General features: G+C 69.3%; 18 protein-coding genes. 5 read left to right on the forward strand and 13 right to left on the reverse strand.

What is annotated here, in order from left to right:
* Positions 1-233 precede the first annotated feature (233 nt).
* Genes ACH4K4_RS30115 through ACH4K4_RS30135 form a run of 5 tightly spaced genes read right to left on the reverse strand, consistent with a single transcriptional unit; the run spans position 234 to position 11,118 of the window.
* Entirely contained in the window at positions 234-1,679 is a 1,446-nt protein-coding gene (locus tag ACH4K4_RS30115) for a hypothetical protein (RefSeq protein ID WP_398171645.1), read from the reverse strand.
* Positions 1,676-4,573 (reverse strand): pPIWI_RE module domain-containing protein, encoded by a 2,898-nt coding sequence (locus tag ACH4K4_RS30120; protein WP_398171646.1) that lies wholly within the window; start codon positions 4,571-4,573, stop codon positions 1,676-1,678. Before ACH4K4_RS30120 ends, ACH4K4_RS30115 begins: the two co-directional genes overlap by 4 nt.
* Positions 4,570-8,181: a signal recognition particle gene (locus ACH4K4_RS30125; protein ID WP_398171647.1), complete on the reverse strand. Its 3,612-nt coding sequence runs from the start codon at positions 8,179-8,181 to the stop codon at positions 4,570-4,572. The genes ACH4K4_RS30120 and ACH4K4_RS30125 overlap by 4 nt, the downstream gene beginning before the upstream one ends.
* Positions 8,181-9,359, reverse strand: a complete 1,179-nt coding sequence (locus ACH4K4_RS30130; protein WP_398171648.1) for a hypothetical protein — start codon at positions 9,357-9,359, stop codon at positions 8,181-8,183. The genes ACH4K4_RS30125 and ACH4K4_RS30130 overlap by 1 nt, the downstream gene beginning before the upstream one ends.
* A 1-nt stretch (position 9,360) precedes the next feature.
* A complete protein-coding gene (locus ACH4K4_RS30135) occupies positions 9,361-11,118 on the reverse strand; it encodes a PD-(D/E)XK nuclease family protein (protein WP_398171649.1) in 1,758 nt (585 codons plus the stop codon).
* A 142-nt stretch (positions 11,119-11,260) separates the two neighbouring features.
* Here ACH4K4_RS30135 and ACH4K4_RS30140 point away from each other — a divergent pair, with 142 nt between their 5' ends.
* Complete coding sequence (locus tag ACH4K4_RS30140) at positions 11,261-13,261, forward strand: N-6 DNA methylase (protein WP_398171650.1); 2,001 nt, start codon at positions 11,261-11,263, stop codon at positions 13,259-13,261.
* A 1-nt stretch (position 13,262) separates the two neighbouring features.
* Positions 13,263-14,567: a serine/threonine-protein kinase gene (locus ACH4K4_RS30145; protein WP_398171651.1), complete on the forward strand. Its 1,305-nt coding sequence runs from the start codon at positions 13,263-13,265 to the stop codon at positions 14,565-14,567.
* A gap of 12 nt (positions 14,568-14,579) precedes the next feature.
* Here ACH4K4_RS30145 and ACH4K4_RS30150 read toward each other — a convergent pair whose 3' ends face one another.
* Together ACH4K4_RS30150 and ACH4K4_RS30155 are read right to left on the reverse strand one after the other, a co-directional pair.
* On the reverse strand, positions 14,580-14,741 hold the full coding sequence (locus ACH4K4_RS30150) for a hypothetical protein (protein WP_398171652.1): 162 nt from the start codon (positions 14,739-14,741) through the stop codon (positions 14,580-14,582).
* Positions 14,742-15,692: 951 nt separating this feature from the next.
* Positions 15,693-15,896, reverse strand: coding sequence for a hypothetical protein (locus tag ACH4K4_RS30155; protein ID WP_398171653.1), 204 nt, complete (start codon positions 15,894-15,896; stop codon positions 15,693-15,695).
* A 152-nt stretch (positions 15,897-16,048) separates the two neighbouring features.
* On the opposite strand from ACH4K4_RS30155, the gene ACH4K4_RS30160 reads away from it, so the two are divergent.
* The gene (locus tag ACH4K4_RS30160) at positions 16,049-16,408 is read left to right on the forward strand and encodes a hypothetical protein (protein ID WP_398171654.1); all 360 of its coding nucleotides are present in this window, start codon (positions 16,049-16,051) and stop codon (positions 16,406-16,408) included.
* Between the two features lie 395 nt (positions 16,409-16,803).
* On the opposite strand, the gene adh is transcribed toward ACH4K4_RS30160, so the two are convergent.
* From adh to ACH4K4_RS30185, 5 genes are all read right to left on the reverse strand, one after another.
* Entirely contained in the window at positions 16,804-18,327 is a 1,524-nt protein-coding gene (adh, locus tag ACH4K4_RS30165) for an aldehyde dehydrogenase (RefSeq protein ID WP_398171655.1), read from the reverse strand.
* Between the two features lie 63 nt (positions 18,328-18,390).
* Complete coding sequence (locus tag ACH4K4_RS30170) at positions 18,391-19,752, reverse strand: GAF domain-containing protein (RefSeq protein WP_398171656.1); 1,362 nt, start codon at positions 19,750-19,752, stop codon at positions 18,391-18,393.
* A 134-nt stretch (positions 19,753-19,886) separates the two neighbouring features.
* On the reverse strand, positions 19,887-20,807 hold the full coding sequence (locus tag ACH4K4_RS30175) for a hypothetical protein (RefSeq protein WP_398171657.1): 921 nt from the start codon (positions 20,805-20,807) through the stop codon (positions 19,887-19,889).
* Positions 20,804-21,868, reverse strand: a complete 1,065-nt coding sequence (locus ACH4K4_RS30180; RefSeq protein WP_398171658.1) for a DUF6114 domain-containing protein — start codon at positions 21,866-21,868, stop codon at positions 20,804-20,806. The genes ACH4K4_RS30175 and ACH4K4_RS30180 overlap by 4 nt, the downstream gene beginning before the upstream one ends.
* Positions 21,859-22,473 carry a DUF6230 family protein gene (locus ACH4K4_RS30185; RefSeq protein WP_398171659.1) on the reverse strand — a complete coding sequence of 205 codons (615 nt, stop codon included), beginning with the start codon at positions 22,471-22,473 and terminating at the stop codon, positions 21,859-21,861. The genes ACH4K4_RS30180 and ACH4K4_RS30185 overlap by 10 nt, the downstream gene beginning before the upstream one ends.
* A 166-nt stretch (positions 22,474-22,639) precedes the next feature.
* Here ACH4K4_RS30185 and ACH4K4_RS30190 point away from each other — a divergent pair, with 166 nt between their 5' ends.
* Both ACH4K4_RS30190 and ACH4K4_RS30195 read left to right on the forward strand, forming a co-directional pair.
* Positions 22,640-23,299: a TetR/AcrR family transcriptional regulator gene (locus ACH4K4_RS30190; RefSeq protein ID WP_398171660.1), complete on the forward strand. Its 660-nt coding sequence runs from the start codon at positions 22,640-22,642 to the stop codon at positions 23,297-23,299.
* A gap of 194 nt (positions 23,300-23,493) precedes the next feature.
* Positions 23,494-25,380, forward strand: a complete 1,887-nt coding sequence (locus ACH4K4_RS30195; RefSeq protein ID WP_398171661.1) for a hypothetical protein — start codon at positions 23,494-23,496, stop codon at positions 25,378-25,380.
* A 13-nt stretch (positions 25,381-25,393) separates the two neighbouring features.
* Here ACH4K4_RS30195 and ACH4K4_RS30200 read toward each other — a convergent pair whose 3' ends face one another.
* Positions 25,394-26,632 (reverse strand): cytochrome P450, encoded by a 1,239-nt coding sequence (locus tag ACH4K4_RS30200; protein WP_398171662.1) that lies wholly within the window; start codon positions 26,630-26,632, stop codon positions 25,394-25,396.
* Between the last annotated feature and the right edge of the window lie 87 nt (positions 26,633-26,719).

Genomic DNA, 26,719 nt, shown 5'->3' on the forward strand with positions numbered 1-26,719 from the left:
ATCGGTGGATCAGGTTGTGATGAGCCAGCTCGGAGAAGTAGCGGTGCCGCGACCAGGCTTCGTGGACACCGAAGACAACGGCCCGCGTCCGGCCGGCGCCGGACGTCACTCGTGCGCTCCTGCGTGCCGGTGCCGGTGCCGTCAATGTCGCTCAAGCAGTGCAGAGCGCCCATCGTGGGCCCGCGGCTCCACGAGGGCTTCCTCGTCCGCCAGGGGAGGACTACGCCGATCCGTCATACGCTGCTGTCGATGAGCGAGCGGAGTCCCGTCGGCACGATCCTCCTGCGTGACGTACGTCCGTCACGCATGAGGATGTGCTGGGTGCCGACGAGCCGGGGAGTGAGCCGCAGGGGGAGCTCCTCGATCGTATGAAGGAGACGGTCGTCCCCGAGTTCGGCCTTCCACACGCGATAACGAAGGTCCGGACAGGCGGGATTGACCCCGATCTCACCCTTGGGAAACGTCCCATTGAAGGGCAGTGCCATGTCCATCTGATTCCAGTAGTTCCAGGCCTGGAATGCCTTCTCCTGATCGTAGAAGCGGTAGAAGTCCGGATACCTCTGGAAGCGGCGTAGCTCTCGATGGATGAGGTGGCCCAACAACGGGCCGAAGAACTCGGTCGCGTGGTCGAAGTTCCAACGGATGCGATGCCACTGTTCGGCGGCCATCGCTTCCGGCCCCAGAAGACGTGCCGCCGTGAGGTAGCTGATGCGGGCCGTGAGGTACGCGCGGGCGTGAGATGCCTCGACCGTCGGATCGATCCGTGCGAGGAGCTCTTCGAGACGGCTGAAGTCGGGGCGGAAGCGGGCCAGATCGAAGTGTCCCGTCGTGCCGGGGAATCCCTTGAACACGAGTTGCTTGGAGAGCCGGTTGTTGAACTCCCCGCGTTCCGCGAGCCGTCGGGTCTGGGCCGAGCGGGAGTGCAGCATGAGGTACTCCGAAAGGGCTTCGAAGTAGATGTAGCCCAGAACGGGCAGCCGGGAAATGGTCTCGGAGAAGAGGCGGGGGAAGGCCTTGTGCTCCGTCGGTTCCGATGTGAAGGCGATGGCTGCCGCAAGGGCCAGGAAGTCCGCCGAGTTCTTCACACGGCACACCACGGCTTCGCGCAGGCGATTTCGCTCCTCCCTGCTTAGGAGAAACTCGCGATCCAGGTGATTCCGGAGGTGGATCGTCCCCAGCCGGAGGTAATCGATGCCGGTGAGGCCGCGGTAGGTGTGACGAGGCAGCGTGATCTCCAGTACCAGCGGAGTCGCGGTCCGGCCGACGAGCGGGGAACGAGCGACGGCGGCCGGGGCCTCCTTGGTGAGGATGTAGTCGGCTAGGTTGTGCATGCGCAGGCCCTTCGTCGTGGGCGTCAGCGGAGCGCAATAGACGCTTCCCACCAGGCAGCCGCCGGACGGTCGGAGTGTGCCGTGGCGCACGAGCTGTTCCACGGACCAGGTGACGTGGAGCAGGTGCAGGGTGTCGGCGTTCCGCAGCGCGTCGAACATGCTGTTCTGGACCAGCAGAGCGCCGTTCGGCGCGGTCTCCGTCAGGCGTGCGTGCCAGGCAGCCGTCTGTTCGGCCAGCGGATCGCTGGGGCAGGCCGAGCCCGGGCCCGTCGGGGAGGAGTAGGAGACATGGGCATCGGCCCACATGGCGTGGAGGTCGGGCGTGTTCCGCGGATCCAGGGCGTTCATGGGGTGATCGCTCCGAGTTCGAAGGAGAGTTGTACGGCTCCGTCGTCTTCGTCCGGCTCCGAGGGCTGTTCCTGGGCGGTGGGGAGGACGTACTCGGAGGCTTTGCGGGCCAATTGGAGGGGGAGGGGCAGAGCCAACAGAGGATCGCGTCCGGGGGACTGACGCAGCCGATGGGTGAGCGCCGCCCACAGTTCGGGGTCGTCGTCGGGACGGCATGCGGCAACGGTGATCTCCAGAAGGGCGGGGTTCCAGGCAAGCCTGCCCGTGTCGATCGTGATGCCGCTCTTGTCGCCTCGGGTGTAGGGACGCAGGGCCCAGCGCGATGCCATGACCGACACCTGTGTGCCGGGGCCCGCCTTCTCGCTCGTGCTGCCGAACACCCGATGCCGCTCATCACAGCCCGGCGGCTTCCAGAGGCCGGTCGGGATGCCGAAGCTCTTGTCCTCCCCATCGGTGTCGCCCTGGGCATGCTCTCTGTGCCCCCACCACTGGGGTGTTTCGGTGCCGGTGTGGTCCCGCACTCGGACCACACGGAGATCGCGGCCTTGAAGCGCGATCCGTTGCGCCTGCTGACCGTGGAGTTGGATCATGTCCGGCTGGATGTGGCCGTTCTGCAGCCAAGGCCACAGCTGCCGGGTGTTCTGCGCGTGGAGGAGCAGAAGCGTGGGGCGATCGCGCAGACCGAAGAGGATCTCCTGGACCGTGGATGCCAAAGCGGTCCGGCGCTGTTCGATACGATTGCCCGGTTCGGTATCCGGATCGAAGCCGTCATTGTCCTCCGCGCCGTCCGGCTCGGACGGCGCGTCCGCGTCCCACTCGGAAGGCTCCACGTCGTCCTCCGCTGTGGGCAATTCGGCTGAACCCGCCAGACGAATCAGAAGCTCGGGGTAGGAAACCCAGGTGCCGGAGCGGTGGTCCCAGCCGGTGATCCGTTCGGCGGCGGGCGCGGTGGGGCGGATGCGTACGGTGATCGGCACGAGGTCCGCCTGCCGCGTGGGTCCGTCGCGCCGCCGTCTCACCAGCCACAGGGCCGCGTACTGCATGTCGTCCGGGACGACCGGACCGAGACGATGATCGGGCACGGCGCGATGGCCCAGTTGGCGCAGGCCGTCCGTCCAGCAGGCCTCGAACTTCTTCGCCCGGGCCGTGTCGGCGTCGGAGAACCTGGAGGTCGCCCGCCGGGGATTCACCACGAACTGCGTCACCCGTCCCGCGTCCCTGAACCCCAGGCGCAGGGCGAACTTGGGGTCGGCGGAGCGAGGTGAGTACGCGTCCTTGTGGTGGATCTCGACGAGGGCCAGGGTTACTCGGCCCTTGGCCGGCGCCTCGGGCAGCCGTCGCACAACCTGGTCACGACGAGCCGCGAGAGCGGTGCGCAGCACCTCGGTCCGTACGTGGCCGTCGGCGGGGAACGACAGACCGTCGGCGAGCTCACCGACGGAGGTAAGGCGCAGCTCCACCGTCAGCTCCGGAGTTCGCCAAGAGAGGGTCTCCTCCCCTCGGTCCCCTGCCTGGTCCTGCAGTGCGGGATCCACCTCTTCCGGGAGTCCGAGCACGGTGCGAAGGGCTCGCACGCCGGCGTCCCGGTTGGGTCGGGTGAGCCAGAGGAACTCCAGCCGCAGTGGCTCGCCTTCGAGAGGACCGGCCACTTCTCGGCGCAGCGCCGCGGTCTCATCCGCATCCCGGGCCTCCGGCTCCTCCTGACTCTTCCGGGCGCCCCGTCGCGAGCGCAGGTGCCGGTCCGCCCGCACCTGGTCGGGCGCCCGGACCAGCCCTTCGGGCAGAGCCTGCTCGAACCACTCCATGAGCGGTACACGATCGCCTGGCATGAGCCCGGCTTTCACACCGTGAGAGCCCATCGCCGTGCTGTGCACCACAGCGGCGGCGACCTGGCCCGTCCGGTCGAGCCAGTCCCCCGGGCTACGCAGGAGCTCGCCCGGTTCCGGGAGCGGCCGGCGGAGCCGCAGCCGGGTGAGCATGCCGCTCGGGCCACCGGCCTCCCAGGCACGGGCACCGAGCTCGCGGTCATAGGCGAGGCGTCCCACGGAGAAGCGGGCGGAGGACCGGGGGCCGTCGCCGATCCACGGGGCGTCCGCGAGCAGGTATACGGACGCTGCTCGGCGAGGCGGGAGGTACAGGCCGTTCCGTCCGGTACGGGTCGCCCATCGTCGGACCCCGGAGCGTACGTGGATCTGGAGGTCCGGAGAGAAGGGTACGGTCTGCAGCGTCACGGTCAGAAGCGCCGAGAACCACCAGCTCCGTCCGTCTTGGTCGTCGTAACGATCGGGAGGCCAGGAGAGCAGTTCGGCGCCCCGGTCGGAGGGGCGGCGGGCCACCCCTCGGAAAGCGAGAGAGCCACCTGGGTAGGTGAACGGGTCCGGGCATCCCAGCACCAGATCGGCGATCGCGTCGGGCAGCAGTTGGTAGAGCCGGTCCTCCGGAGCGGCGGTGCCGCTCGGCGTCGTGGCCCTGGACAACATGGAAACGTCCTGCTTCTCCCACCGCAGTTCGCCGAAGCGCAGCTCGCGCATCGCCTTTCGTACCTCAAGGCGATGCTCGGGCTCTGGCCGCAGATCCTGTACCCAGGTGGTGAGCAACGCGGACAGGACGTCACCGGGAACCGGTGTGCGGGCGTAGAGCCAGGGCTCGTCCCGGGCGACGTCGATCCACTTCGCCACCGATACCACTTCGGGGGTCAGGGCCTGAAGGAGTGCGTTCAGGCGTCCGACCGGCACGCCGTGACAGGTGTCCGGTTTCCGGAGTCCCAACCTGTACAGATCGAGGAGACGCTTGCGATGGAATTCCGGAAGGGACAACGTGTGATAGGCGACGGTCCATGCGGCCCCTGGGGCGGGGGCGAAGCGGGCGAGGCGGATGGCGTCGTAGCGGGTCATGCGGCTCCTCGAGTGGTGCGGCGCGGAGCGTCCGGCCGGTACGGAGGGATGTTCTCCAGTGCCTGGTAGAGGGGCTCGTAGAGCATCTTCACCAGATGCCGGTCGGCCGGCGGGTGCGGACCGTCCTCGTCGAAGTACGGGGCGAGGACGTGGAGCAGGCTGGCGAGCAGACCGGTGCGGAAGTCGTCGGGTCCTCGACCGGCAGCCTCCCGCTCGGCGAACCGGGAGTCCACGAAGACCACACGGGCCGGGACCCCGCCACGTACCAGACGTCCGATGACCTGCCACATCACCACGAGCCGATCCCAGGTGAAGGCGACCTTGTCCTCGTCGTTCAGCTCTCGCCAGGCCATCCTCCGGGTCAGCAGGTGCTTCCATCGGATCCGTGCCTCGCGGCGGAACGAACGCCCCGCGGTGTCGAGATCGGGAGCAGAGGCCACCAGCTCGTCGAAGCCGCCGTCGGCCACCAGGCGTGTCGCCCAGCTGTTGATGCCCTGGACCGCGATACCGATGTCGTACGGGCGGGGATGGGGGCGGGCGAGGAAGAACACCGAGCCGATGGCCGCCTGGCCGGCGTCGTTAAGAATGTTGTGGCCCCGTTCCACGGACATGAGCGGGGCGATGAGGATCTGGGCGTCCATGGTTCCGAAGGCGGAGACATCACCACGACGCAGCGTCCTGGACTGGCTGGATGCGAGGGGCTCACCCGGGTCGGCGCCGCCGAAGGACACCTCCAACTCGGCGTCGTCCGGGACGAGTCTGCATACCCTGTCCTTCCAGCGGGGGATGGCGTCGAGGACCTCGAAGGCCCGGCGCGCCTCGTCGTAGGAGCCCACGAGAAGAAGCAAACGCTTCCGACGAGCGCTCGTGATCAGTCTCAGTTCTTCCTCAAGTGTGCTCTCGAACTGACCTTCACGAGGTCGGGCAAGTCCCTCGAGCATCAGCTCCAGGACCTTGGGGCGCAGGTCGGGGCGGGTGCCGGAGAGGTGGAGGGGCCTCCCGTCCTGTCCGGGGACGAAGACCTTGCGGAAAGTGGTCCGGAGCAGTGCGGCCTGCTCCTTGGGCGAGATCTTCAGAATGGCCCTGACCGGCGCCAGCACATGCGCCCCCGCCGCCGTACCGGCCCAACTGGTACCGGACATGAGGAGTACGTGAGCGGTCGGGCCGTCGTCGAGCGCGGTGACCCGGTGCAGCCCGGTGAGCAGGGCGCGACCCACCCCGGTGCAGCGAAAGAACCGGAGTTCGGCTCCGGCGGGGTCTCTCGTGGCCTCCAGGTTCTCGGTGAGAAGCTGGAATCCCAGGATGTTGCCCATGGGGGACTCGGGCAGGAGCGGGCCATAGTCGAGCGGCGGCCGACGGGCGAGCTGGTTGTCGGTCGATTCCAGGTTGAGCGCGGCCTCCACTGTCGGCCACAGCTCCGTGAGGACATCGAGGCGCTGCTGCAGGACGCAGACCAACAGGGTGAATTCGAAACACAGGGTCCTGCGGCGCATGTCCGCGTCGGATCCGGGAGCGAGCCCTGACAGTCGGCTGAGCGTGGCGCCGGCTTGGAGGCGGGTGGTTTCCTCGTCCAGGGTGTGGAGGAGCGCGCGGGCGAGGGCGACCAGGTCGGTGAGTTCGGGGTCGTCCGTCCGCTCTCCGCCGAGTGGGTCGTCGCGGAAGGCGTCCAGCACCTCCGTGACGACGGCGCGTCTGGCGTCGAGCGGGTCCTCAGGCTCCCCAACGGCCTCGGATTCCGCACCGGAATCGTCGTCCGGGTCCTCGTCGAGGTCGGTCTCGTCAGGGGCCTCCTCCTCGAAGTCGATGTCGGGCTCGTCGTCCTGGTCCGGAGCGTCGGGGGAGGATGGCTTTCGGAACCATTCGTCGAGCAGTTTCTGCTGCAGTGTCCATGAGCTGAAGTAGTCGTCCCTGATCCATCGTTGGAGGCTGGGATGACGCATCAGCATCGAGTACAGCCTGTTGGTGGCGGCGATCGAGGCGGTCAGGGAGGAGGACCAGCGGTCCACGTCCGCGTCGGACAGCTGAAGGCGTCCGTACCGCGCGAACTCATCGGTGGTGTGGGTCTGGAGTTCGTCCAGCCATGAATCCGGGGAGCGTCCGACCAAGGTCGCCGAGGGGACGAACATCGTGTCCAGCTGCATCTGTACGCGGTCGGCCTCGTCCACGATGATCAGATCGCTGCGGACGCAGGCGACCTCCAGGAACCGGGCTCGCTCCCGGTTCTGGTGCCGGGGCGTCAGCCCGTAGACGAGACTCGCGGGGTTGGCCACCCAGACGTCGGCGTCAACCAGGTCGCGGGCGCCACGATGACGAGGACAGGCGCCCCACAACGGACAGCCTTCCGCAGTGCCCATCCGGCCACTGTCCGCGTCCTCGGGATCGAGGTGGGGAGCGGCGGTGAGCGCCTCCGCGGTGGTGTGTTCGGTGGTGTCCGGTGGCATGTCCTCCTGCGCCCGCCCCTCCCTCCGGGGAGTCGCGGGATAGAGGCGGGTGCAGGGGGAGTCGGTGAATTCGAGTGGCTGCAACGCTTCCCTGCCGCGCAGGGCGTCGAGGGGGCAGGCGGTGCTCAGATAGGTGAAGTGCTCGGCCTCGTGGCTGAGCAGGGAACCCGCGCCCGCGCCGGTGAGCCTGCGGTGCATGCGCTGAACGTTCCGAGTCCGGGTGGACGCGCCCAATACCGGTGCGACCTTCAGTTCCAGGCGGCGGAACAGCTCCACCAACCTCAGTTGTTCGGCGACGTCGCCCACGACGACGGTAACCCTTCGCCGCTGCCGGACGGTCTCCACGGTGAGTACATCGCGCAGCGTGCTTTTGCCGGCGCCAACCATGCCCACGAGATGGAAAAGGCCCGATACGGACAGCGTGTCCTTCTCACCGAGCGAGCCGAAGGCAGATCGTGTGGAGTCGAGCACGTCCAGCTCGATACGTCGTACGCGCTGGACCCAGGACACGCGGGGGTCCGTGACGCGCAGCTTCCGGTCCATCCACTCGGCGGTCTCCTTCAGCCGGGCCAGGGTCGTCTCGATCGACTTGCCCGCGTTGGAGGGAGGAACGAGGACTTGGGGGCGAACAGTGGCTACTGGCAGATGCCGGGGAAGGCGCACGGACGTGATGAGCTTGCCCTGCGGAAAGCGGTACGACTTCCCGGGTCGGGCGATCGCCAGCCGTGGCCGGGAGTAGAAGCGAGGGGCAATGGTGAGGGCTCGCTCGTACAATTGCCAGCGTTCGGCCAGGACCGAAACCTCTTCCCGGACGGCGGCCGCGTGCATGTCGACGATCCGGTAGCCGCGTACCTCGGCGGGGAAGGCGGCGTACTGCCGCAGAGCGCGTTCCCAGGTGCGGGGGCGCCGCAGCGGCCACAGCAGGTGTCTGGCCACCCTGAGCATCCGCTCGCGCTCCGTGGTCCTGTCCTGTGCGAGGGCGAACGGGTAGCCGCCCAGGAGGGTCCACGCCGCGATAGCCGGCTCGCCGGGGCACAGCCGTTCCAGCAGGTAGAGGCCGAGCTCGACGCGGAGGAGGCGAGGGGCACGGGCCGGGCCCGTGTCCACCGGCCAGGCGGAACGGACCCGGTCGGCGTGTGGGGAGCCCCAGAATGTGCGGTCGCGCATCAGAACAGTCCCTCGGCCGGTTCGTCGCTTGTGGTGTAGACGCCGGAGAGCCTGGGCCCGGCAGCCTTGCGCACGGTGTCGACGAGTTCTCTGTCACTGATGAGTTCCGGTGACGGGCTCGGCCGGTAGCGCTCGAAGACCGTGCGGTAGGTCGGCTGTTCGCGCAGGCGGGCGGCCGGGACCACCCAGACGCACCGGTCGTACGGAGGGCCGGACAGCGGTGGAGCGGCCCGGCGGCCCAGCAGGGCCGGGCTCGCCCAGTCCTTGTGCTCGACCGCCAGCGTGGTCCCGTCGGGCAGCCGTACGCGCATGCCGTATGCGCCGTAGTCGGGCCACAGCTCGACGTCCGCGCCGCACTTGACCAGCCTGCGGGCCAGCCGTTCCTCCAGGATTCCGGGGGCCGCCACCCACTGGCGCAACGGCCCGATCAGGAGGTGGACGCCTCCGTCGTCATCGGCCCGGAATTCGCGACCTGGCCGGACGGAGTCCCGGTCCTGACAAGTCCGGCGTTCGCACCACATCCCGCCCGTGGTCGTCGGATGCAGCAGGGTGCGGCAGCGGCCGCACGCCGTGTAGATCCTGCGCTTGCGGTCGAGGTAGGACGCCGGAACCGGCTGGTAGATGTCGTGCAGCAGTTCTCCGAGGGGCCCCAGAAGGCCGTCGTCCGCAGAGGGGAGGGTGACCAGATCGCGGTACGTCAGGGCCGGGCGTCGGATCAACAGGCTGCGGAAGGCCTGATATGCCTCGGGGTATTCCTCCTCCTGGCAGCGCGTGGCCGCCGTGCCCATGAACGGCCGCTCCGAGAGCGCGGTGGATTCCTCCGCGTCGACCGCCCACTCGTAGCAGAGCTGGGTCGGCTGGCGTGTCGCGTCGTCGAGCAACAGGGATCCCGGTCGGATCGCGTCGGCGGGCAGGGTGAACGTCCAGCCGTCGATGGGGCGGAGAGCCGCCCACTCGACCAGCTTGGGAAGGCTCTCGGGGGGATCGGCCTTGAGCAGGAGGCATGCCAGGACGGTGTCGTTTAGGGCTTGCTGTGCCTCCTCGGGATAGGGGCGGCTCAGCGACTCCGTACCGGTGGTCTCAGCGAGGCGAACCATGGCGGTGGCGACGCCCCGAAGCAGGCGGATGTCTTCCGACTCCGCCCACGGTGTGGGGCGTACGGCCTGAGTCTGATGCATCTCAGCCTTTCGGCGCGCTGGAGGTGGGGGCGGCTGCGGCGTCCGCGGGCGGAGCCGGGCGGCACCAGACGGCCATTTCGCAGCTTCGGCAGTGACGGCCGGGGCGGGCGGGGGCGTCGGCATCGGCGTGCCAGTCGGTGGCCAGCTCGTGAATGGCTCGGCGGGCGGCATTGCGATTCTCCGGGGCGAGCGGGTCGATGATCGTGAGCTGGGCGCCGGCCGGACTCAGGACCTCCAACTCCACACGGGCGGTGGAGGCGTCGTCGTTGAGGACGGGGCTGGTGCTGAGCAGCACGGCGAGCGCGAGTTGGGGCCGTGCGCGGAAGATGTCGGCATCTTCGGGCGGCGGGTTGCGCCGTGCGTCCGTCTTCGTCTCTCGGTAGACCCAGGAGGGCCCGTCCCTGTAGATCATGTCCGTCTTGGCGAGCACGAGGACATCGGCCGAGATGTCGTGCAGGACGAGCGTCCGCTCGTGAATGACTTCGTGGACCGTGGACAGCTTGTACGGGCAGTGGCGGGCATGCGCGGCGATCATCCGTGCACCGAGTTCTGCCTGCTCCTCCGGTACCGTCCAGCGACCGGCCGACCAGGGCGACCGCCCGTCGGGTGCGTTCTCGGGCCGGCACGCTGTCCCGGGATCGGTCTCATGACGCCGCTGGATCCACTCGTGCACCGCATGGCCCCGGATGACTTGGGGGGTGAGCGCGCGCCCCTCGGGGTCCGGCAGGCGGAGACGCCGTAGGCGCTCGCGGGCCGGGCAGCCTTCGTCGTGCCCCGGACGGCCCATGTAGGAGCGCCCGTTGGTGACCGACCAAATGCGGCGTGGTTTCGTCCGGTCCTCGATGCCGAGTATTCCGCCGATTCGGCTCAACGCGGGGCAGCTGGGAGCGTATTTGCAGTCCTCGCAGTCGAAGCCGGGAAGGAACCCCCCGCCAGTGACGGCCTTGGTCAGCTCTGGGGCGCCGTACGCGGTGTAGCGCTCCGCGACTTCCTCGGGGCTTTCGCGGAGCAGTTCGAAACGCTGCCCGTCGAGGCAGCTCACTTCCGTGATCCTTACTTCTACAGGACGCCGCCGAGCGGCATCTCCGACGTCGTGGGCGGGCTCGGCGCCCTGGCTCCACCGGTGAGGGGCAGGCAGCCGATACGGCTCGCCGAGGCTGACGACATGGGCGGCCGCGGCCAGGTCCGCGCGTTCCGTTGGGTCGACGATGTCATGTCTCGCACGGTCGGCTGAGGCCACGTATCGGGCGACCGGCACGCACAACTCGCGGATGCACCCGTCCGCGGAGACGTAAGGGCGACCCCAGACACATTGTTCGTAGCGCTTGGCGCCGCGGGTGTCGGCCTTTCCCAGGGATGTGACGACAACCCAGGCGCAGTCGACGGGTAGGAGCCCGGGCGGCCTGCCCTCCAAGTAGCGATCGACGGCGAACCGGGTCCAGGCGGCGAGCCCCGGGTCGGCCTTCGGCCGTTCATGTGTGGCCGCCAGGGCCTGCTGGAGGGCTTCCTCGGGCTGGACACCCCCGTACTCGATCAGGTCGAGCGCGGTCCCCGTCGGCCCGAGGCTGAACGTCTCCCGCCGGTCGGGTTTGTACGCGGGCAGTGGGCCCTGTGGAATCCGGAATCCGGTACGTGCCTTGAGGGCCTTCTTGTACGGGCAGCGGCCGCTGCCCTGGCGTAAGGAGGAGCCCGCGAACACGCGGATCAGTCTCTCGGACGTGGGCCAGGTGCTTCCGGGTGGTGGGGTCCAGGTCGCCATGAGTTCTCCGCGGCGTCGGCCTTGATGGGATGCCCTCATGGGAGCATGTTCGTGTGAAGCCTGTCAACGGACTCATTCGGGTGATGTCTATTAACGAGTGGCACGCTATGGTTCTTCGGAGAACTCGCGTGAGGAGGGCACGATGGTGAGCGAAGCCACGGTCACGGCAGCCGAGATCGCCCGGATCGCGGGGGTCGGTCCTGCGGCGGTGAGTAACTGGCGCCGGAGATACGCGGAGTTTCCCACTCCTGTGGGCGGTACGGCGGGCAGTCCCCAGTTCTTGCTCTCGGAGGTGGTGAATTGGCTCGAAGGGCGCGGTCGGTCGGTTCGTATCACGCCGGCCGACGAGGTGTGGCGGGCGATGGAAGCGGTGCGGGACCCGGCCCGTCCGGGCGCGATATTGGCGTCGGCCGGGTTCCGACTGCTCGGCGAGGAGCCAACCCGGCGCCAGGCAGGAGCGGAGGGCGGTGCACCTCCTCTGCCTGCCGCCCTGAGCGCCGACATCGAGGACCTGGGGAGCGAACTGGGCGCCGCTGGTGCGTTCGAGCAATTGCTCCATCGCTGGGCGGAGGCCCACGCACGCCAGATCGAAGTGACACCGTCTCCGGTAGCTGCGTTGATGTGCGCGTTGGTCGGTTCGACGGATGGCGAGGCGCCGGTGTCCGTGCTCGACCCGGCGTGCGGCACCGGCGGTCTGCTCCTCCAGGCCGCGGAAAGCGGGACAACCGCCCTGCTCGGTCAGGACCTCGATCGCGACCTCGCCGAGATCACCGCCGTCCGGCTGCGCCTTCACGGACACGTCGTGTCCGTGAAGCCCGGTGATTCCCTGCTGGGGGATGCCCACGCCACCTCGCGTGTTCAGGGCGTTGTGTGCGACCTTCCCTCTGGCCAGCGGGACTGGGGCCGGGCCGAACTCGGTTACGACACACGATGGACCCATGGCCTGCCGCCGAAGGGAGAGCCGGAACTCGCTTGGCTTCAGCACGCCCTGGCTCATCTCGACGACGGCGGCCGCGCTGTCCTGCTCATGCCGGCGGGCGTGGCCGCCAGGCCCTCGGGGCGTCGTATCCGGGCCGAGCTGCTGCGGCGCGGCACCCTTCGGGCGGTCGTGGCTCTGCCCTCCGGATCCTCCAGGACCCCGGGTGCCCACCTCTGGATCGTCGAGCGCACCCGGGCAGCGGCGCCGCCAGAGGATGTGCTGTTCATCGACGTGGATCTGTTCGTCGGCCCGGACGCGGAGCAGTCCGGCGTCACGACGGACTGGGACAACGTAAGGGCGGCGGTCGCTTCGGTGTGGCACCGGTTCCGCGCGGGAGAGGAACTCGATGCCGACTTCGCCGCCAGCGTGCCGGTTACGGTGCTTCTCGGCGACGACGCGGACGTCACCCCGGCGCTGCACGTGCGCAGGGAGTCAGGCGGCCCCGTCGATCTGACGTGCTTGGAGGAGGACCGTGCTGGGTGGCTACGGTTGCTGAACGGACTGCCGAACGCGCTTCCCGCCGTACGGGAGACGCCCATGCCGCCAACCGGTCCGTCTGAGGGCGATGCCTCGCCCCGTGTCTCGCTGGATGACCTCATCCGGTCCGGTGCTCTTCGGACGTGGCGGGGTTCCACAGCCCAGGACACGGCCGACGGGACGACGGTGCGGGTGCCCCTGCTCACACTGGACGACGGGCTGTCCCGTGCCGGGCCGAGCGGTCACACCTACGCGGCCGAGAGCGAGCGGCTTCGCGAGGGGGACGTCCTGGTCTTCGCCGCCGCACCGGAGAGCGCGCGTCCCGCCGACCCGCGGGAGCACGGCGCCGTAGCCGGGCAGGGCGTCACCGTCCTGCGTCCCGAACGGGCCTCCCTGGACCCATGGTTCCTGGCCGGGACAATGACGATGCCCGGTGGGCAGGGCACCGGACGCTTCGGCGCCCCCGCGGTCACCACCAGCCGCCGGAGCCGCCTAGACACAGGACGTCTCTTTCTCCCGGTGCGGTCACGGGAGGAACAGCACAGGATCGGCCAGGCGTTCCGGGACATCGCCCGGTTCGAGGAGTCCCTGGCCGCAGTCGTCGACCAGGGCCGCAGTGTCGCCCGCCAATTGGCCGAGGCACTGGCGGCGGGGCTGGTCGACCCGATCGACGACAGACGGAGATGAGATGGCGTGGGCAAACGGTGCCGGCAGGTTCGAGATCCGCGCGGGCCGAGTCCTGAACACCCGCTACCGACTGGACAGCCCTTTGGGGGCCGGGGGCATGGGGATGGTCTGGCAGGCATACGACCAGTTGCTCAGTCGGCGGGTGGCGGTGAAGTTCCTGACTCCCGACGTGGTCGCCACACCTGAGCATCGCAGCGAGATGCTCAGGCGTTTCCTGCAGGAGGCCGGAGTCACCGCGCGGTTCACACACGTCGGCGTGCCGGCGGTGCATGACTGCGGTGAGGACGACGGGAACTTCTATCTCGTGATGGAGTTCGTCTCCGGTATGTCCGTGGAGGAACTGATCGACGAGTGCGGTGTACTTGAACTTCCCGTCGCCGCCAGCGTCGTCGTGCCTCTCTGCAATGTCCTCGCGGAGGCGCATCGCGAGGGCATCGTGCACCGTGATGTGAAACCGTCGAATGTGATGATCTCCGAGGAGGGTTACACGAAACTGCTGGACTTCGGTATCGCTCGCGTGTCGGGAGCCGTGGATGACACCCGACTGACGAGAACGGGTGGCACCCCCGGCAGCCTGCTCTACATGTCTCCCGAGCAGTTCCAGGGCGGGGAGATCACCGCTCGGTCGGATCTCTACAACCTCGGCTGCCTGCTGTACGAGATGCTCACGGGCCGCAGCGTCCTCCTCGACGAGCAGGATCTCTGGGAACGCCGGAGGCTGGGCCAAGGCACCCACCCTTCGTTGGGCGCCCTCACCGTCGGACTCCCCGATGAGGCATTGGACCTGGTCGATCAGCTGCTCGCGGTGGATCCCGCGCATCGCCCGGCCACTGCCGACGAGGTCAACCGTGTCCTGCGTGCCTATCTGCCTGCCCCGGGCGACCCTGCTCCGGTGGAGCTTCTGCCGTGCGATCCGACCCGGCCGTTTCGCGCGCTCTTCGCTCCCGAGGAGCCCCGCATCCTCTTCGCCGTCGAACCCTCCTCCACACCACAGACGTTCCGTCCGCGGGGCGACGTCAAGGATCTCCATCACGAGGTCCGGCGCCTGCTCACGGAGGATCCGGGCAAGGCGGTCGACCTGCTCACCGAACGCCTCCCCGACTTCGGACGGCAGTACGGCCTGAGGTCCCCCGAAGTCCTCGACCTCCGCGTCGACTTGGCGGAGGCTCTGATCGCCCGGTGCGACGGTGAGAAGGCGCGAGCCGTGTGCATGGAGATCCGGGAAGACACCCTCGGTGTGGAGGTGCTCACGGTCTACTACGCGCGAGCGGAGAAGATGCTCAAGATGCTTGCTTCCGAGGACTGACGCGACCAGGTGTCAGCACTCGGTCGACTGCTCCGCCTGCTCCTCGTACCGGTCCGCCCAGGCCGCGATTCTCCGACTGATCCGGTCGAGAGAATCGCGCACTTCCCTCACCTGGTCCCAGCCGTCGCGGATGACGAGGATCGGCCCACCTTGCTCCGTCGGTACCTCCGCCATCGTCGAACCCCTCCTGTGGAGGGCATCGACTTTTCGCGCAGGATCGCCCAATTTCTGGAGGAAGTCTTGAAGCTCACTTCGGTCTCCGGGACGGGGCCGGCCATTGCCGTAGGGGTGGCGGACCACGGCGTAGGTGACGCTGCGAGGTTGACTGTCGACCGTCGGCACCGGTGTCCCCGCCTGGTTCACATTTAGGAGCCCTTCGCCCCTTCGCCCGGCGCGGACGATCCCGTTCGCCTGGAGGATGCCGTGTCGTCGGGACAGCATGGCCCGCAGCACCGGTCCGCCGCCGAAGACGCTGCAGGGCGATCTGTTCGGCCATCGCCAAGGGGAAGGCAGCTTTGACGAAGAGTTCCGTTCGGGCGAGGCCGAGTCGACCGCTGTTACCCAGGCCGCGGTCCGCCTCGGTCACGGCCGCGTCGCGCAGCTGCTCCAAGGTGTGGCCGTCGGGTGCGGCACTCTCCAGGAGCGTGTCGGTCGGCGAGTCTCGATCTCAGGAGCCGATACGCTCGCCGAAGCACCGCACGCCGCGGCCGGAGGTATTTCGCTTCCCTGCTCAGCCCGGTGCGGGCCGGGCGCAGGATCAGTTCCACGGCGACGTCGACCCGCTCCTCCTGTTTCGGCCGCTGTTTCGCGGTCAGGGCCCGGATCCCTCCATCGACTCGCCGTACGGTTCTGAGCCCGCCCGCTCAGCATGCTGCGCACGATCTCCGTGGCACGGCGGGTGCAACTTGCTCAGGCCGGCCGCTGCCACCTCGCCCTCGGAGTACGTGCACAGCCAGGCGTTATGAAGGCGGTGGCCGAGGCGGGGCCGGGAGAGGTCACTGCTGCAGTGCGGGCATGTCACCTTCATGCTCGTCTCGTCGGTGCCCTTGGCCGGGCGTGCGGTGAAGCGCGGCGACGGGCTGCCGGGCTTGGCGGCCTGCGTGGTTGTCAGGGTGCCGGACATCATCATGCCCCCGCACGGGCGCCGACGGGCCGGCCGTTGGCGAATGCAGCGCCGGGGGCACTCTCGCTCAGGGTCCGCAGGGCCGCCTTGACGACTCGGGCCAGCTCGGGCCCGCACAGGGCCAAGTCATCCTCGGTGGCCCACAGATAGCTGGACAGCTTGCCGCCCAGACGGACTTTCTGGTTCTCGGCTGAGAACCCCCTCAACGGACTGAGGCGGAACGCTCCGGCGGTCAGCGAGGAGGTGGACCCGGCTGCCGTCCCCAATCCGGCCCAGGTCGCCCGGCTGCTCGCGGCGGTTGCTCAGCAGAGCGGGCGCGGCGGGCGCGGCACTTCATCTAAAGGCGTTCTTCGGGTGCATGTACTACGCGGCGATGCGGCCCGCCGAGGTCATTCACCTCCGGCTTGATCAGTGCCATCTGCCCGGAAGTGGCTGGGGACTGCTGATCCTGTCCGGTGGCGTCGTCACCTCGGGCAAGGAGCGGACGGACGACGGTGCGGTGCGCGAGGTGCACTCGCTCAAGCGCCGCGCGGCCACCGCGACCCGGCCGGTGCCCATTCCACCGCAGTTCGTGCGCATGCTCACAGCGCACACCGAACACTTGGGCGTGGTGCCGGACGGGCGGCTGTTCCGGAACATGGCGGGTGATTACGTGGACGCCGCGGCCTACGGTACGGCCTGGGCGCGGGCGCGCGAGTTGGCCCTGATCCGGATGTAGCACGCCTCCGGCCTGGCCAAGCGCCCCTGAACCTGCGGCACGCCGGAGTCTCGTTCTGGCTGCATTCGAATGTGGACCCGGCCGAGTGCGCTTGCCGTGCGGGCCAGAGTATTTAGGTGCTCTTCCGTCACTACGCCAAGTTCCTGGATGGCGTCCGGGAGCAGGCCAACCGGCTCATCGAGCAGTCCGAGCAGGAATGGGACCGCGTCAGCGGAGGAGGAGCTCCTGCGGGGAGCAGCAAGGTTTGGTCCGTGACTGGCCCGGAGCAACTGGTCAGGAGTGGGTAGTGGTGGAAGAAAGGGGGAGGTACGAAGCAGACCGGCCCTCGCGCTGAGCGGGCGGGAGAGAAGGCGCCTGACGGGCGAAGCCCAGTTCAGGCGCCTTGTGGCGTGCGCTCAGAAGAGTCCGAGCTTCTTCGGCGAATACGACACCAGCAGGTTCTTCGTCTGCTGGTAATGGTCCAGCATCATCTTGTGCGTTTCGCGGCCGATGCCGGATTGTTTGTAGCCGCCGAAGGCGGCGTGGGCCGGGTAGGCGTGGTAGCAGTTGGTCCAGACGCGGCCGGCCTGGATGGCGCGGCCGGCGCGGTAGGCGGTGTTGGTGTCGCGGGTCCAGACGCCGGCGCCGAGGCCGTAGAGGGTGTCGTTGGCGATGGTGATGGCGTCGTCGAAGTCGGTGAAGGGGGCGACGGCGACGACCGGGCCGAAGATCTCCTCCTGGAAGACGCGCATGTCGTTGGTGCCTTCGAAGACGGTGGGGCGTACGTAGTAGCCGCCTTCCAGTTCGCCGCCGAGTTCGGCGCGGGTGCCGCCGGTGAGGATGCGGGCCCCTTCCTTCTGGCCGATGTCGAGGTAGGAGAGGATCTTTTCGAGCTGGTCGTTGGAGGCCTGGGCGCCGATCATGGTGTCGGTGTCCAGAGGGTGGCCTTGGACGATCTGTTCGGTGCGGGCGATGCCGGCGGCCAGGAAGTCCTGGTAGTGGCCCTGCTGGAGGAGGGCGCGGGACGGGCAGGTACAGACTTCGCCCTGGTTGAGGGCGAACATGGTGAAGCCTTCGAGGGCCTTGTCGTAGAAGTCGTCGTCGGCGGCCGAGACGTCGTCGAAGAAGAGGTTGGGGCTCTTGCCGCCCAGTTCGAGGGTGACCGGCTTCAGGTTCTCCGAGGCGTACTGCATGATCAGGCGGCCGGTCGTGGTCTCGCCGGTGAAGGAGATCTTCGCGACGCGCGGGCTGGAGGCGAGGGGCTTGCCGGCCTCCGCGCCGAAGCCGTTGACGATGTTGACGACGCCGGGCGGCAGCAGGTCGGCGACCAGGCTCATCCAGTAGTGGATGGAGGCGGGGGTCTGTTCGGCGGGTTTGAGGACGGCGGTGTTGCCCGCGGCGAGGGCGGGGGCCAGTTTCCAGGCGGCCATCACGAGCGGGAAGTTCCAGGGGATGATCTGGGCGACGACGCCGAGCGGCTCGTGGAAGTGGTACGCGACGGTGTCGTCGTCGAGCTGGGAGAGAGTGCCCTCCTGGGCGCGGATGGCGCCGGCGAAGTAGCGGAAGTGGTCGATGGCGAGGGGGAGGTCGGCGGCCGTCGACTCGCGGATGGGCTTGCCGTTGTCCCAGGTCTCGGCGACCGCGAGGGCCTGGAGGTTGTCCTCCATGCGATCGGCGATCCGGTGGAGGATCTGGGCGCGTTCGGTGGGGGAGGTGCGGCCCCAGGCGGGCGCGGCGGCGTGGGCGGCGTCGAGGGCGCGTTCCACGTCCTCGGCCGTGCCGCGGGCGATCTCGGTGAACGGCCGGCCGGTGACCGGGGTGGGGTTCTCGAAGTACTGGCCCTTGACGGGCGGTACGTATTCCCCGCCGATCCAGTGGTCGTAGCGGGGCCGGAAGGACATCAGGGCGTCGGCGGCGCCGGGGTTCGCGTATCGGGCCATGGGGGTCTCCCAATCGTTCTCGGGTCGCGCCTCCGCTCCCGCGTCGGGGCGCCGGTGCGCAGGTTAGGTGCGGGGACGTTGCACGGAGGTTGCGGACAGGAGCGGGGGTGGGGGTGGGGGCGCGACTGGGGGCGTGGGGGAGGGGGTGTGTGGGGAGAGAGGGGGTGGGGTGAGGCCGTATGCCGTGCGGAGGCGGGTTGTTGTGGCGGATGCGCCGGGGGCGGTCGCGGCGGGTGTGGTGGCCTCCAAGGCCTCCCAGATCTGCAAGTCGTGATCACCCCACGGCGTAGCGGCCCACAGGCGCAGGGCGTCCGGGTCGCGCCGGGTGAGGACGGCCCGTCGCAGGCGGTCGTCCAGGACGGCCCGCAGGCGCTGTACGCCGGGAGCTTCGGAGAGGGGCAGGAGCGGGCCGCGGTAGCCGCGTAGCGCCGCGGCCAAGTCGCCGGCCGACAGTGCGGATTCCACGGTGTCCAGGTCGGTCCGTACGGTCTTGGTCAGACGGTACGGACGCGAGTCGAGCAGCGGTCCTGTGAGCCGGCGCAGCCGGGACATCTCGGCGCGCAGGGTTACGGGGCGTACCTCGCGCTCCCCGTACAGGAGTGTGGCGAGCCGGTCGCCTGTCAGGCCTTCCGGGTGCCGGGCCAGCAGTAACGCGATCTCGCTGTGCCGCCGCCCGAGCCGCAGCGTGCGGCCGTCCGTGACCAGCAGTGCTTCGTCCCGGCCCAGGGCGTTCAGGTGGGCGGCCGGGTCCGGCGGCTCCGGGGACGAGGCGTACGCGGCCAAGTGGGCTTCGGCGGCGCGGGCGGTGGCCTGGACGAGGGCCAGGCTGTGCGGACTGGCGAGGTGGTCGCCGCCCGTGATGTCCACGGCTCCCAGCAGCCGGCCCGTCCGCGGGTCGTGCAGGGGAGCGGCCGCGCAGGTCCACTGCTGGACGTGTTTGTTGTAGTGCTCGGTCGCGAAGATCTGTACGGCGTGGTCGGCGGCCAGCGCGGTGCCGGGGGCGTTCGTACCGGCGTGCCGTTCGTCCCAGCGGGCGCCGGGGACGAAGTTCATACGCTCCGCGTGCCGGCGTACACCGGCGTGCCCTTCGACCCACAGCATCCGGCCCTGCGGGTCGCAGACGGCGAGGACGTGGGCGCCGTCGTGGGCGATGGAGCCCAGCAGTTCCCTGAAGACCGGCATGGCGCGGGCTAGCGGGTGCGCGTCGCGGTAGGCGCGCAGTTCCGGCTCGTCGAGGTCGATCGGCGCCGGCCCGTCGAGCGTCGCGTGCCAGGACGCCGACCGGCGCCAGGAGTCGGCCACCACCCGGCGTACCGGTTGCGCCACCGGCCCGCCGGCCACGAACTCCTCGTGGGCGCGCCGCACCGTGCGGGTGCGTTCCACCGGGTCGGCTCCCGACTCCATCGCCAGCCAAGGGTTGACCACGCGGCACCTCTCCGTTGCTGCTTCCGTCCCCGTCCCGTACGCCGATGGTGCTCGTAGGGAGCAGGGCAGTAAAGCCCCGGAGAGGGGGAAGCACAGTCCTGGTGAGGGGGAAAGCGGAGTGGGGCGCGGTTGCGTCAGGGCGGTGGCGACGTCCGTACCTCCGGCAGCAGGTCTGCCGTCGCCCGCCAATGCCCCTTCGGCAGGCCCACCAGCCCGTACAGCCACCGTACGGGGGAGCGGCGCGGCAGCAGGAGCGCGCCTGCGACGGGGGCGAAGACCGCCAGGCCGACGAGGAAGCCGAAGAACCGGATCAGCGTGCTCGCCAGGAGCGCGCCGAGCAGCGGCAGACCGTAGAGGCCCGCGCCCGCGATGGCGACGGCGAGGACGCGCGGGACCTTCAAGTCCTGTGCGCCGCCGGGCAGCAGCCAGCCCTCCGCCAGCCAGCCGATCTCGGCCAGCAGCATGGTCCCGATGACGGCGGCACCGAGGACGAGGAGTGCGAGGAAGGTGCCTGAGGTCAGGAAGCGCAGGACGCTGTTGACCAGGCTGTCCCCGGGCCAGGCACGCAGCGCGGCGCTGTCTGTGGTGAGGAAGCGGCGGTAGCCCTGGCCGTCCCAGCCGTGTATGAGGGTTCCGAAGAGCAGGAAGTAGCCGCAGACACAGTTCAGGTACGCCCAGTAGGCCGCGCCGACCAGGCACAGTGCCTGGGCGAGCAGGAAGCCGAGGAGGGTGGCGGTCACGGCGCCGCCCGCGTAGAGCAGGGGGAAGCCGGCCCAGACTCCGCGGTGTCCGCCGGCGAGGTGCATCGTCGACCAGGACGGGTTCTGCCACATCAGGAACAGGCCCGTCGGTACCAGCAGCACAGCGGCGTACAGCAGGGTCAGGCACAGGTACGGGTTCGCGGCACGGCTGACCAGGCGCGGTGCGAGCAGCTTGGGCAGCCCGGTCCGGTCGGCGGCGCGGCGTTCGAGGAACTGCAGTTGCCGGGCGGCGGAGAGCGCGAACGTCGATCCGATGGCGTACGCCCAGAACAGCGCGGCCGGCAGCCCGATCATGCCGTTCCCGTTGCCGTTCCCGCACCGGCGTCCAGCGTCAGCCCGTCCGCGACGATCAGGTCGGAGGTGACCAGGGCCTGTTCGGCGTCCACGTCGGTCATGAAGACGAAGGGCGGCACGACCGGCGGCACCGGCAGCGTGTCGGGGGTGAAGGTCAGGCAGATCAGCCCTTCCAGGCAGCCACTGAACTTGGTCAGGTAGAGCGTGACGTTCCCGCTGAGGTCCAAGTTGCGTGCGCCGAGGCTGAGTTGAGGCCCTCCGGCGTCGCGGGTGGTGAGCCGATAGTCCGTGAGCGAGGCGGCCTTCATACGGAGGACCATCGCCTTGACCGGGCCGTTGACCGTCTGTACCTGGGTGACCCCGGCCAGCGTGAAGCCCTTCGGCGCGAACATGGTGGTGGTCACGGTCGGCGGGGTGGGCTGTGCGGGAACGCCGGCGGCGTGGGCGGGTTCGGCGGGCGCCCCGATGGCTGTGATCAGTACGATCGGCAGCGCCACGGCGAGTGCCTTGCTCCGGCTGCCGTCGCCCTCGCCGCCGGATCTGCCCCCGTCGGCTCGCGTGTCAACTCCACCGGAGCCCTCGGAGCCCCCTTCGCCGGAAACCTCGGAGGTCTCTTCACCGGGGTTCGCGTGGGTCTCTTCACCGGAGTCCGCGGAGTCCTCGTCGTCTTCCTCCCGTAGTGGCGTCCACCCGAATCCCATCGCACTGCCCGCGATCCCCAGTCCCATTCCCACCAGGAACCCGCCCAGGTTGGTTGCCGCGAAGGACAGGACGGACAGGATCAGTGCATGCAGGCTCACGTAGTGGTGCGCGGCCGGGCGCAGCCACAGGAACAGCCCGGCCACGATCAGCGCGAGCCCGATGCCGATCGCGGCCAGCCCGCCCAGGCCCAGGCTGATCAGTACGGTCAGCGGCGACAGCGGTACGAGCAGGAGTTCGGCGCCGCCCAGTACGAGCAGCAGCCCGGCCCAGAACGGCCGGGTCCGCCGCCAGGCGCGGAACGCCGCGCGCTGCTTGGGCCACGGCAGCCTGGCGGCCGGCTCTTTGGTGGTCAGAAGCACTTCTTGCCGCCCAGGCTCACGTCCAGCCGAAGGCCTTTGAGGCGGAAGTTGCCACCGGTGGCGGACCAGGCGTGCGACCGGACCCCGGCAACCTCGACGTTCCCTGCCTGGAGTCCGAACTTGCCCTTCTCTCCTTGGACGCCGGGCACCTGGTCGAGAGTGGAGGCGTCGCGCCCGATCTGCGCCGTGCCGAAGCGCGCGTCGCCCACCAAATCCTCGCCGTCGATGACGAGGTTGTCGGCGGTGACCTGACCGGCGTCGCCGCCCGCGGTCAGCTTGAACACCACGGTGCCCAGAGGCGTTTTGACCTCGGCCGCCTGGCAGATGTCGCTCAGGACGGCCTTGCCCAGGCCGAGCAGCGCGACGGGGTGGCCCTTGCCGCTCACGTCGCGGTCGGTGTGCACGTAAGAGGCCAGTCCCTGGCTGGTCAGCTTCCCCGAGGTGACCTGGAAGTTGGTGCCCGAGACGGCGAACGACGCGGCGAGCGCGCCTTCGGCCATTACGGATGCCATGGCGCCGACCGCGAGTACCGCGGGGATCGCCGTCACCGCGGTCTTCTTCCAGGAGGTCCGTCCCTGTGGCAACGGCCGCTTCTTCTTGCTCACTGCTTCCTCCCCGGGGCAGCGATGGAACGGCCGCTTCAGCGCGGCCGTGGACACGTGCGAGCGCGCAAGGGAAGTGCTGATGTGGAGCGGCTACGGGGCGAAGCCGCAGGTGGCGTCCTCTGCCATACTGCGGAAAACCCGTGGCAGTTGGAGACTAGGGCCCAATTTGAATAATAGTCAACAGCGCGGACCAGGTGCCCCACCGGCCGCCCGCGCCACCGAGCGCTCGCAGGCGCGCCGCGCCGAACTGATCGCCATCGGAAGGAAGCTGTTCGCCGACACCTCGTACGACGCCCTGTCCGTGGACGACATCGCCCGCCAGGCCGGTGTCGCGAAAGGCCTGATCTACTACTACTTCAAGAACAAGCGCGGCTACTACCTCGCGATCATCGAGGACGCGGTGGCCGGCCTGGTCCAGCGCGCAGGCAGCACCCACGACCTGCCGCCCGTGGAACGCGTCCAGCGCACCATCGACGGCTACCTGCGCTACGCCGAGCACCACCAGGCGGCCTACCGCGCCATCGTCACCGGCGGCGTCGGCTTCGACGCGCAGGTCCTCGCCATTCGCGACGAGGTCCGCGAGCGGTTGCTCGACACGATCGCGCAGGCCGCGTGGGGCCGCACGGAGATGCCCGCGCTGGCCCGTACGGCACTGGTCGGCTGGCTCTCCAACGTCGAGGGCGTCACCCTCGAATGGATCGCGAAGCGGGAGCTGGACCGGGAGACGGTCGGCTCGCTGCTCGTACGGGGGCTGGGGGACACCCTCCGGCTGATCGAGGAGTACGAGCCTGCCTGCCCGGCGCCCACGCGCCCGCCCGTCCCCTGATGCGCTCGGGGAGGCGCGGCCTCTCGTGCCGTCATCTCTTGTGTTACGAGGGCGACTTGAGGCCTACTTGAGACCTGCTTGGTGCCTTTGAGGCCCGCCGGGTCTGCCGAGCCTGCCGGGCCTGCCGGGTCTGCCGCACTCGGTGCCGGGAGCAGGGCCGGGCCGTATCCATCCAACGAGAGGACGGTTCGCTCGTGTCATCACCAGATGGTCCCTACGCCGACCCGTCGTTCCTGGCGTTGTCCAACCCCGGATTCGAGCAAGGCAAGGAGGGGTGGACCTGGGACGACGGCACCGGCGTCGCCGTCGCCAATCCGCACACCGGACGCTGCAACGCCTACCTGGAAGCCGGAAGGGGACGGCAGGTCGGGCAGACGGTGGCCGCGACCGGGAAGGGCTCGTACGACGTGTCCGCGTGGATCGCCGCGGGCGGGCCGAGCGGCGCGTTCCTCGTACGGGTCAACGGCGCGCCGGCCGGCGAGGTCGCCGTCGTGAACCGTTCCTTCTACTCCCGCCACACCGTCTCACGGGTCGCCCTGGAAAAAGGGGACCGGATGGAGATCGTGTTCGCGTCCGGTGACGCCTGGATCAATGCCGACGACGTCATGCTGTCCCCCGCGGCCCCGGCCGACCCGCGGGCCACCTCTTCGGACCCCGTGCTGGCGGAGATGTTCGAGTGGGCCAAGCGCAAGGCCAACAGCTGGGTCCACCTGGCCGGCACCGTAGGGCCCCTCAACGTCGACGAGAGGAATCCCAGCGGAAACGGTACCGCGGCCTATGCCCCGTCGTACTGGGCCGGCTACGCGCACCGGAGTGGCTATTACGCGCGCGATACCGCCCACCAGGTTGCCGGTGCCCAGATCCTGGGGCTGAACAAAGAGAACAAGACCATGCTGCGCTCTTTCGCCGTTTCGGCAGTCGCCGCACACGTGTACTACCCCGTGTGGTCGTACAATTTCGACGCCCGAACATATCTGCGCATCGACTATCGCAGCCCCGACTCGTTCGTGCGCGAGGTGCCCGCGCCCTTCGAACTGGTGGAGAAGACGGAACAGGCCTACCGGTGGAGCGGCGACGCCTTTTACGTCGGCGACACCATGTGGGACTTCTGCCGTCACGCAACCACGGAATTCGTCAAGGAGCACGACCGGCTCAAGCCCAACGGCGTGGCCGAGGGCACGGGGCAGGGCATTTTCGAGGGCTCGGCCAGCTACAACGAGACCAGCGGCGAGCAACTGGTCGAGGCCGGTGACGCGTTCGCCTCCCAGTACCGTGCCTACCTGGTCGCCTCGGCCCTCGCGTCGGCCCGGGGCGAGGAGCAGCAAGCGGCCCGGTATGCGGAACGGGCCGCGGAACTGCGCAGGTACTTCCATCACGGCTGGGTCGCGAACCAGGGCGCCGCGATGACACGCGCCTACTCGCTCTCCGGCGCCCCGCTGTCCGGATGGGGGACAGAGAACAGCTGGTTCATGCCCATGAAACGCCTGCTACTGCCCGGACCGCGCAACGACGCCTACCTCGACTACATCGACGAGATGGCCGAGGGAACGGGTAAACCGGAGAACATCGAGGCGATCACGTACCTGCCTGACACCTTCTTCGCCAACGACCGCGACCGGCAGGCGTGGAAGTGGATGCGCTACGTCTACGACCACCGCAACGACCGCCACCCCGTCGCCGCGCAGGGACTCAACGGCGACTACCCGGAAGTCGCGTTCACCCTCGTCTCGCAGACCGTCGAAGGGCTGATGGGATTCCGCCCGGACGCCCCGCGCGCCAGGGTGACCACCCGCTCGCACCTGCCCCGTGGCATCGACTGGCTGCGGATCGACGGCATTCCCGTCGGCAGCGGCTCCTTCGACCTGCGGCACGACGGCACCCACCGGTCCCAGCTCACCAACGGCACATCGAAGACGTACGTGTGGCAGGCCCGTTTCCCGGGCGATCACCACACCGTAAGGACTGACGGCGGCAGGCCGTACGAGTGCCGGCGGAAAACACTCCACGGAAGGGTCCACACCTGCGTGGACGTACGGGTACCACCGGGCGCGACCGCGACCGTCGAAGTCGTCCGCGCATGACCGGGCGGACCGGTCACCAGGACGCCGGGATCGCCTCGGGGCGGCGGAAGAAGAGACCCTCGTGCCAGCGGATGTCCTCCGGCGCCACGGCCAGGCGCAGACCGGGGTGGCCGGCCACGGCGCGCACCATCGCTTCGATCAGGCAGCGCGCCAGCCGGTTGCCGGGGCAGAAGTGCAGGCCGCGCCCGAAGCCGAAGTGTGCGGGGCCCTGGCGGCCGAGGATGAAGGCGTCCGGGTCCTCGAACGCCTCCGGGTCGTGGTTGACAGCCTCCATCGAGATCAGCACCACGTCGCCTGCCTTGATGGTCGTGCCGTCCACCTGCACGTCCTCGGTGGCCCGGCGTCTGGCTGCCCCGGTGGAAAGGGGCGTGTGGCGCAGCAGTTCTTCGACGGCGGACGGGATCAGCGCCGGGTCGCGGTTCAGCGCCGCGACGGCCTCGGGATGGTTCAACAGGGTGATCAGGGCTCCGCAGAGGAACCCGGAGGAGGTGGGGTACCCGGCCACGAGGAAGAGTTCGGCGACTTCCGCCAGCTCCTCGTCGCTGAGCCGACCGGTGTGTGTAGCGGTGTTGGCGATGGTCTTGAGCAGGTGCTTCCCCGGTGCGTCGGCCAGGCGGCGGGCATGGGCGAGGAAGTACCGGTGAATGTCGGTCAAGCCGGCGACCATGTGCTCGGCGGTCGCTCCGCAGAACCGCAGGCTGACGTCTGCCCAACGGATCAGCTGCTCCTCCTCGTCGGCGTCGAGCGGCCCCAGCAGGGTCCGGGATGCCGTCCCCCGGGCCAGCGGCAGGGCGAACTCCCGTGCCAGGTCGAACGTGTCCCGGCGGGTGAGGAGTTCGTGCATCAGGGTGTCGGCCCGCTCGCGGATCCACTCCTGGTGGCGGCGTACCGCACGCGGCCCGAGGCCGTCTGCGAGTACGGCCCGCATCCCGGCTTCGTTGAGAAGCGCGACGCCGTTGCCGCGCGTGCCCGGGGCCCGCAACTCGACGGGTTCGTGGCGCGGGGAGCCGGGAGCCATGGCGGCGGCCGAGCTGAGCCGGGGGTCCTCCAGCACCTGCACAGCTGTGGCGTAGCGGGTCACCAGCCACAGCCGGTCGCCGGTGTACTCGGAGACGACCGGGCAGACCGGCGGGCCGGACTCCCGCAGCCGCGCGTAGTGGGGGGAAAGCTGCTGGGTCCAGTCGTGGAACGGGTACGTAAGAGTGCCGGAGGCGGGATCCGCGGGCGCGGCGGGGTCATGTGCGGTGGTCACGGTGGGTGCTCTTTCCCGTGGTGGGGTGGCCCGCGCCTGCCTGCCTGGCGGGCGGGCGTCGCCGACGGCTGTGTCCGGCGGCGTACT

Source organism: Streptomyces sp. NPDC017529, from assembly GCF_044329785.1.
In the GTDB taxonomy this organism is placed as follows: Bacteria; Actinomycetota; Actinomycetes; order Streptomycetales; family Streptomycetaceae; genus Streptomyces.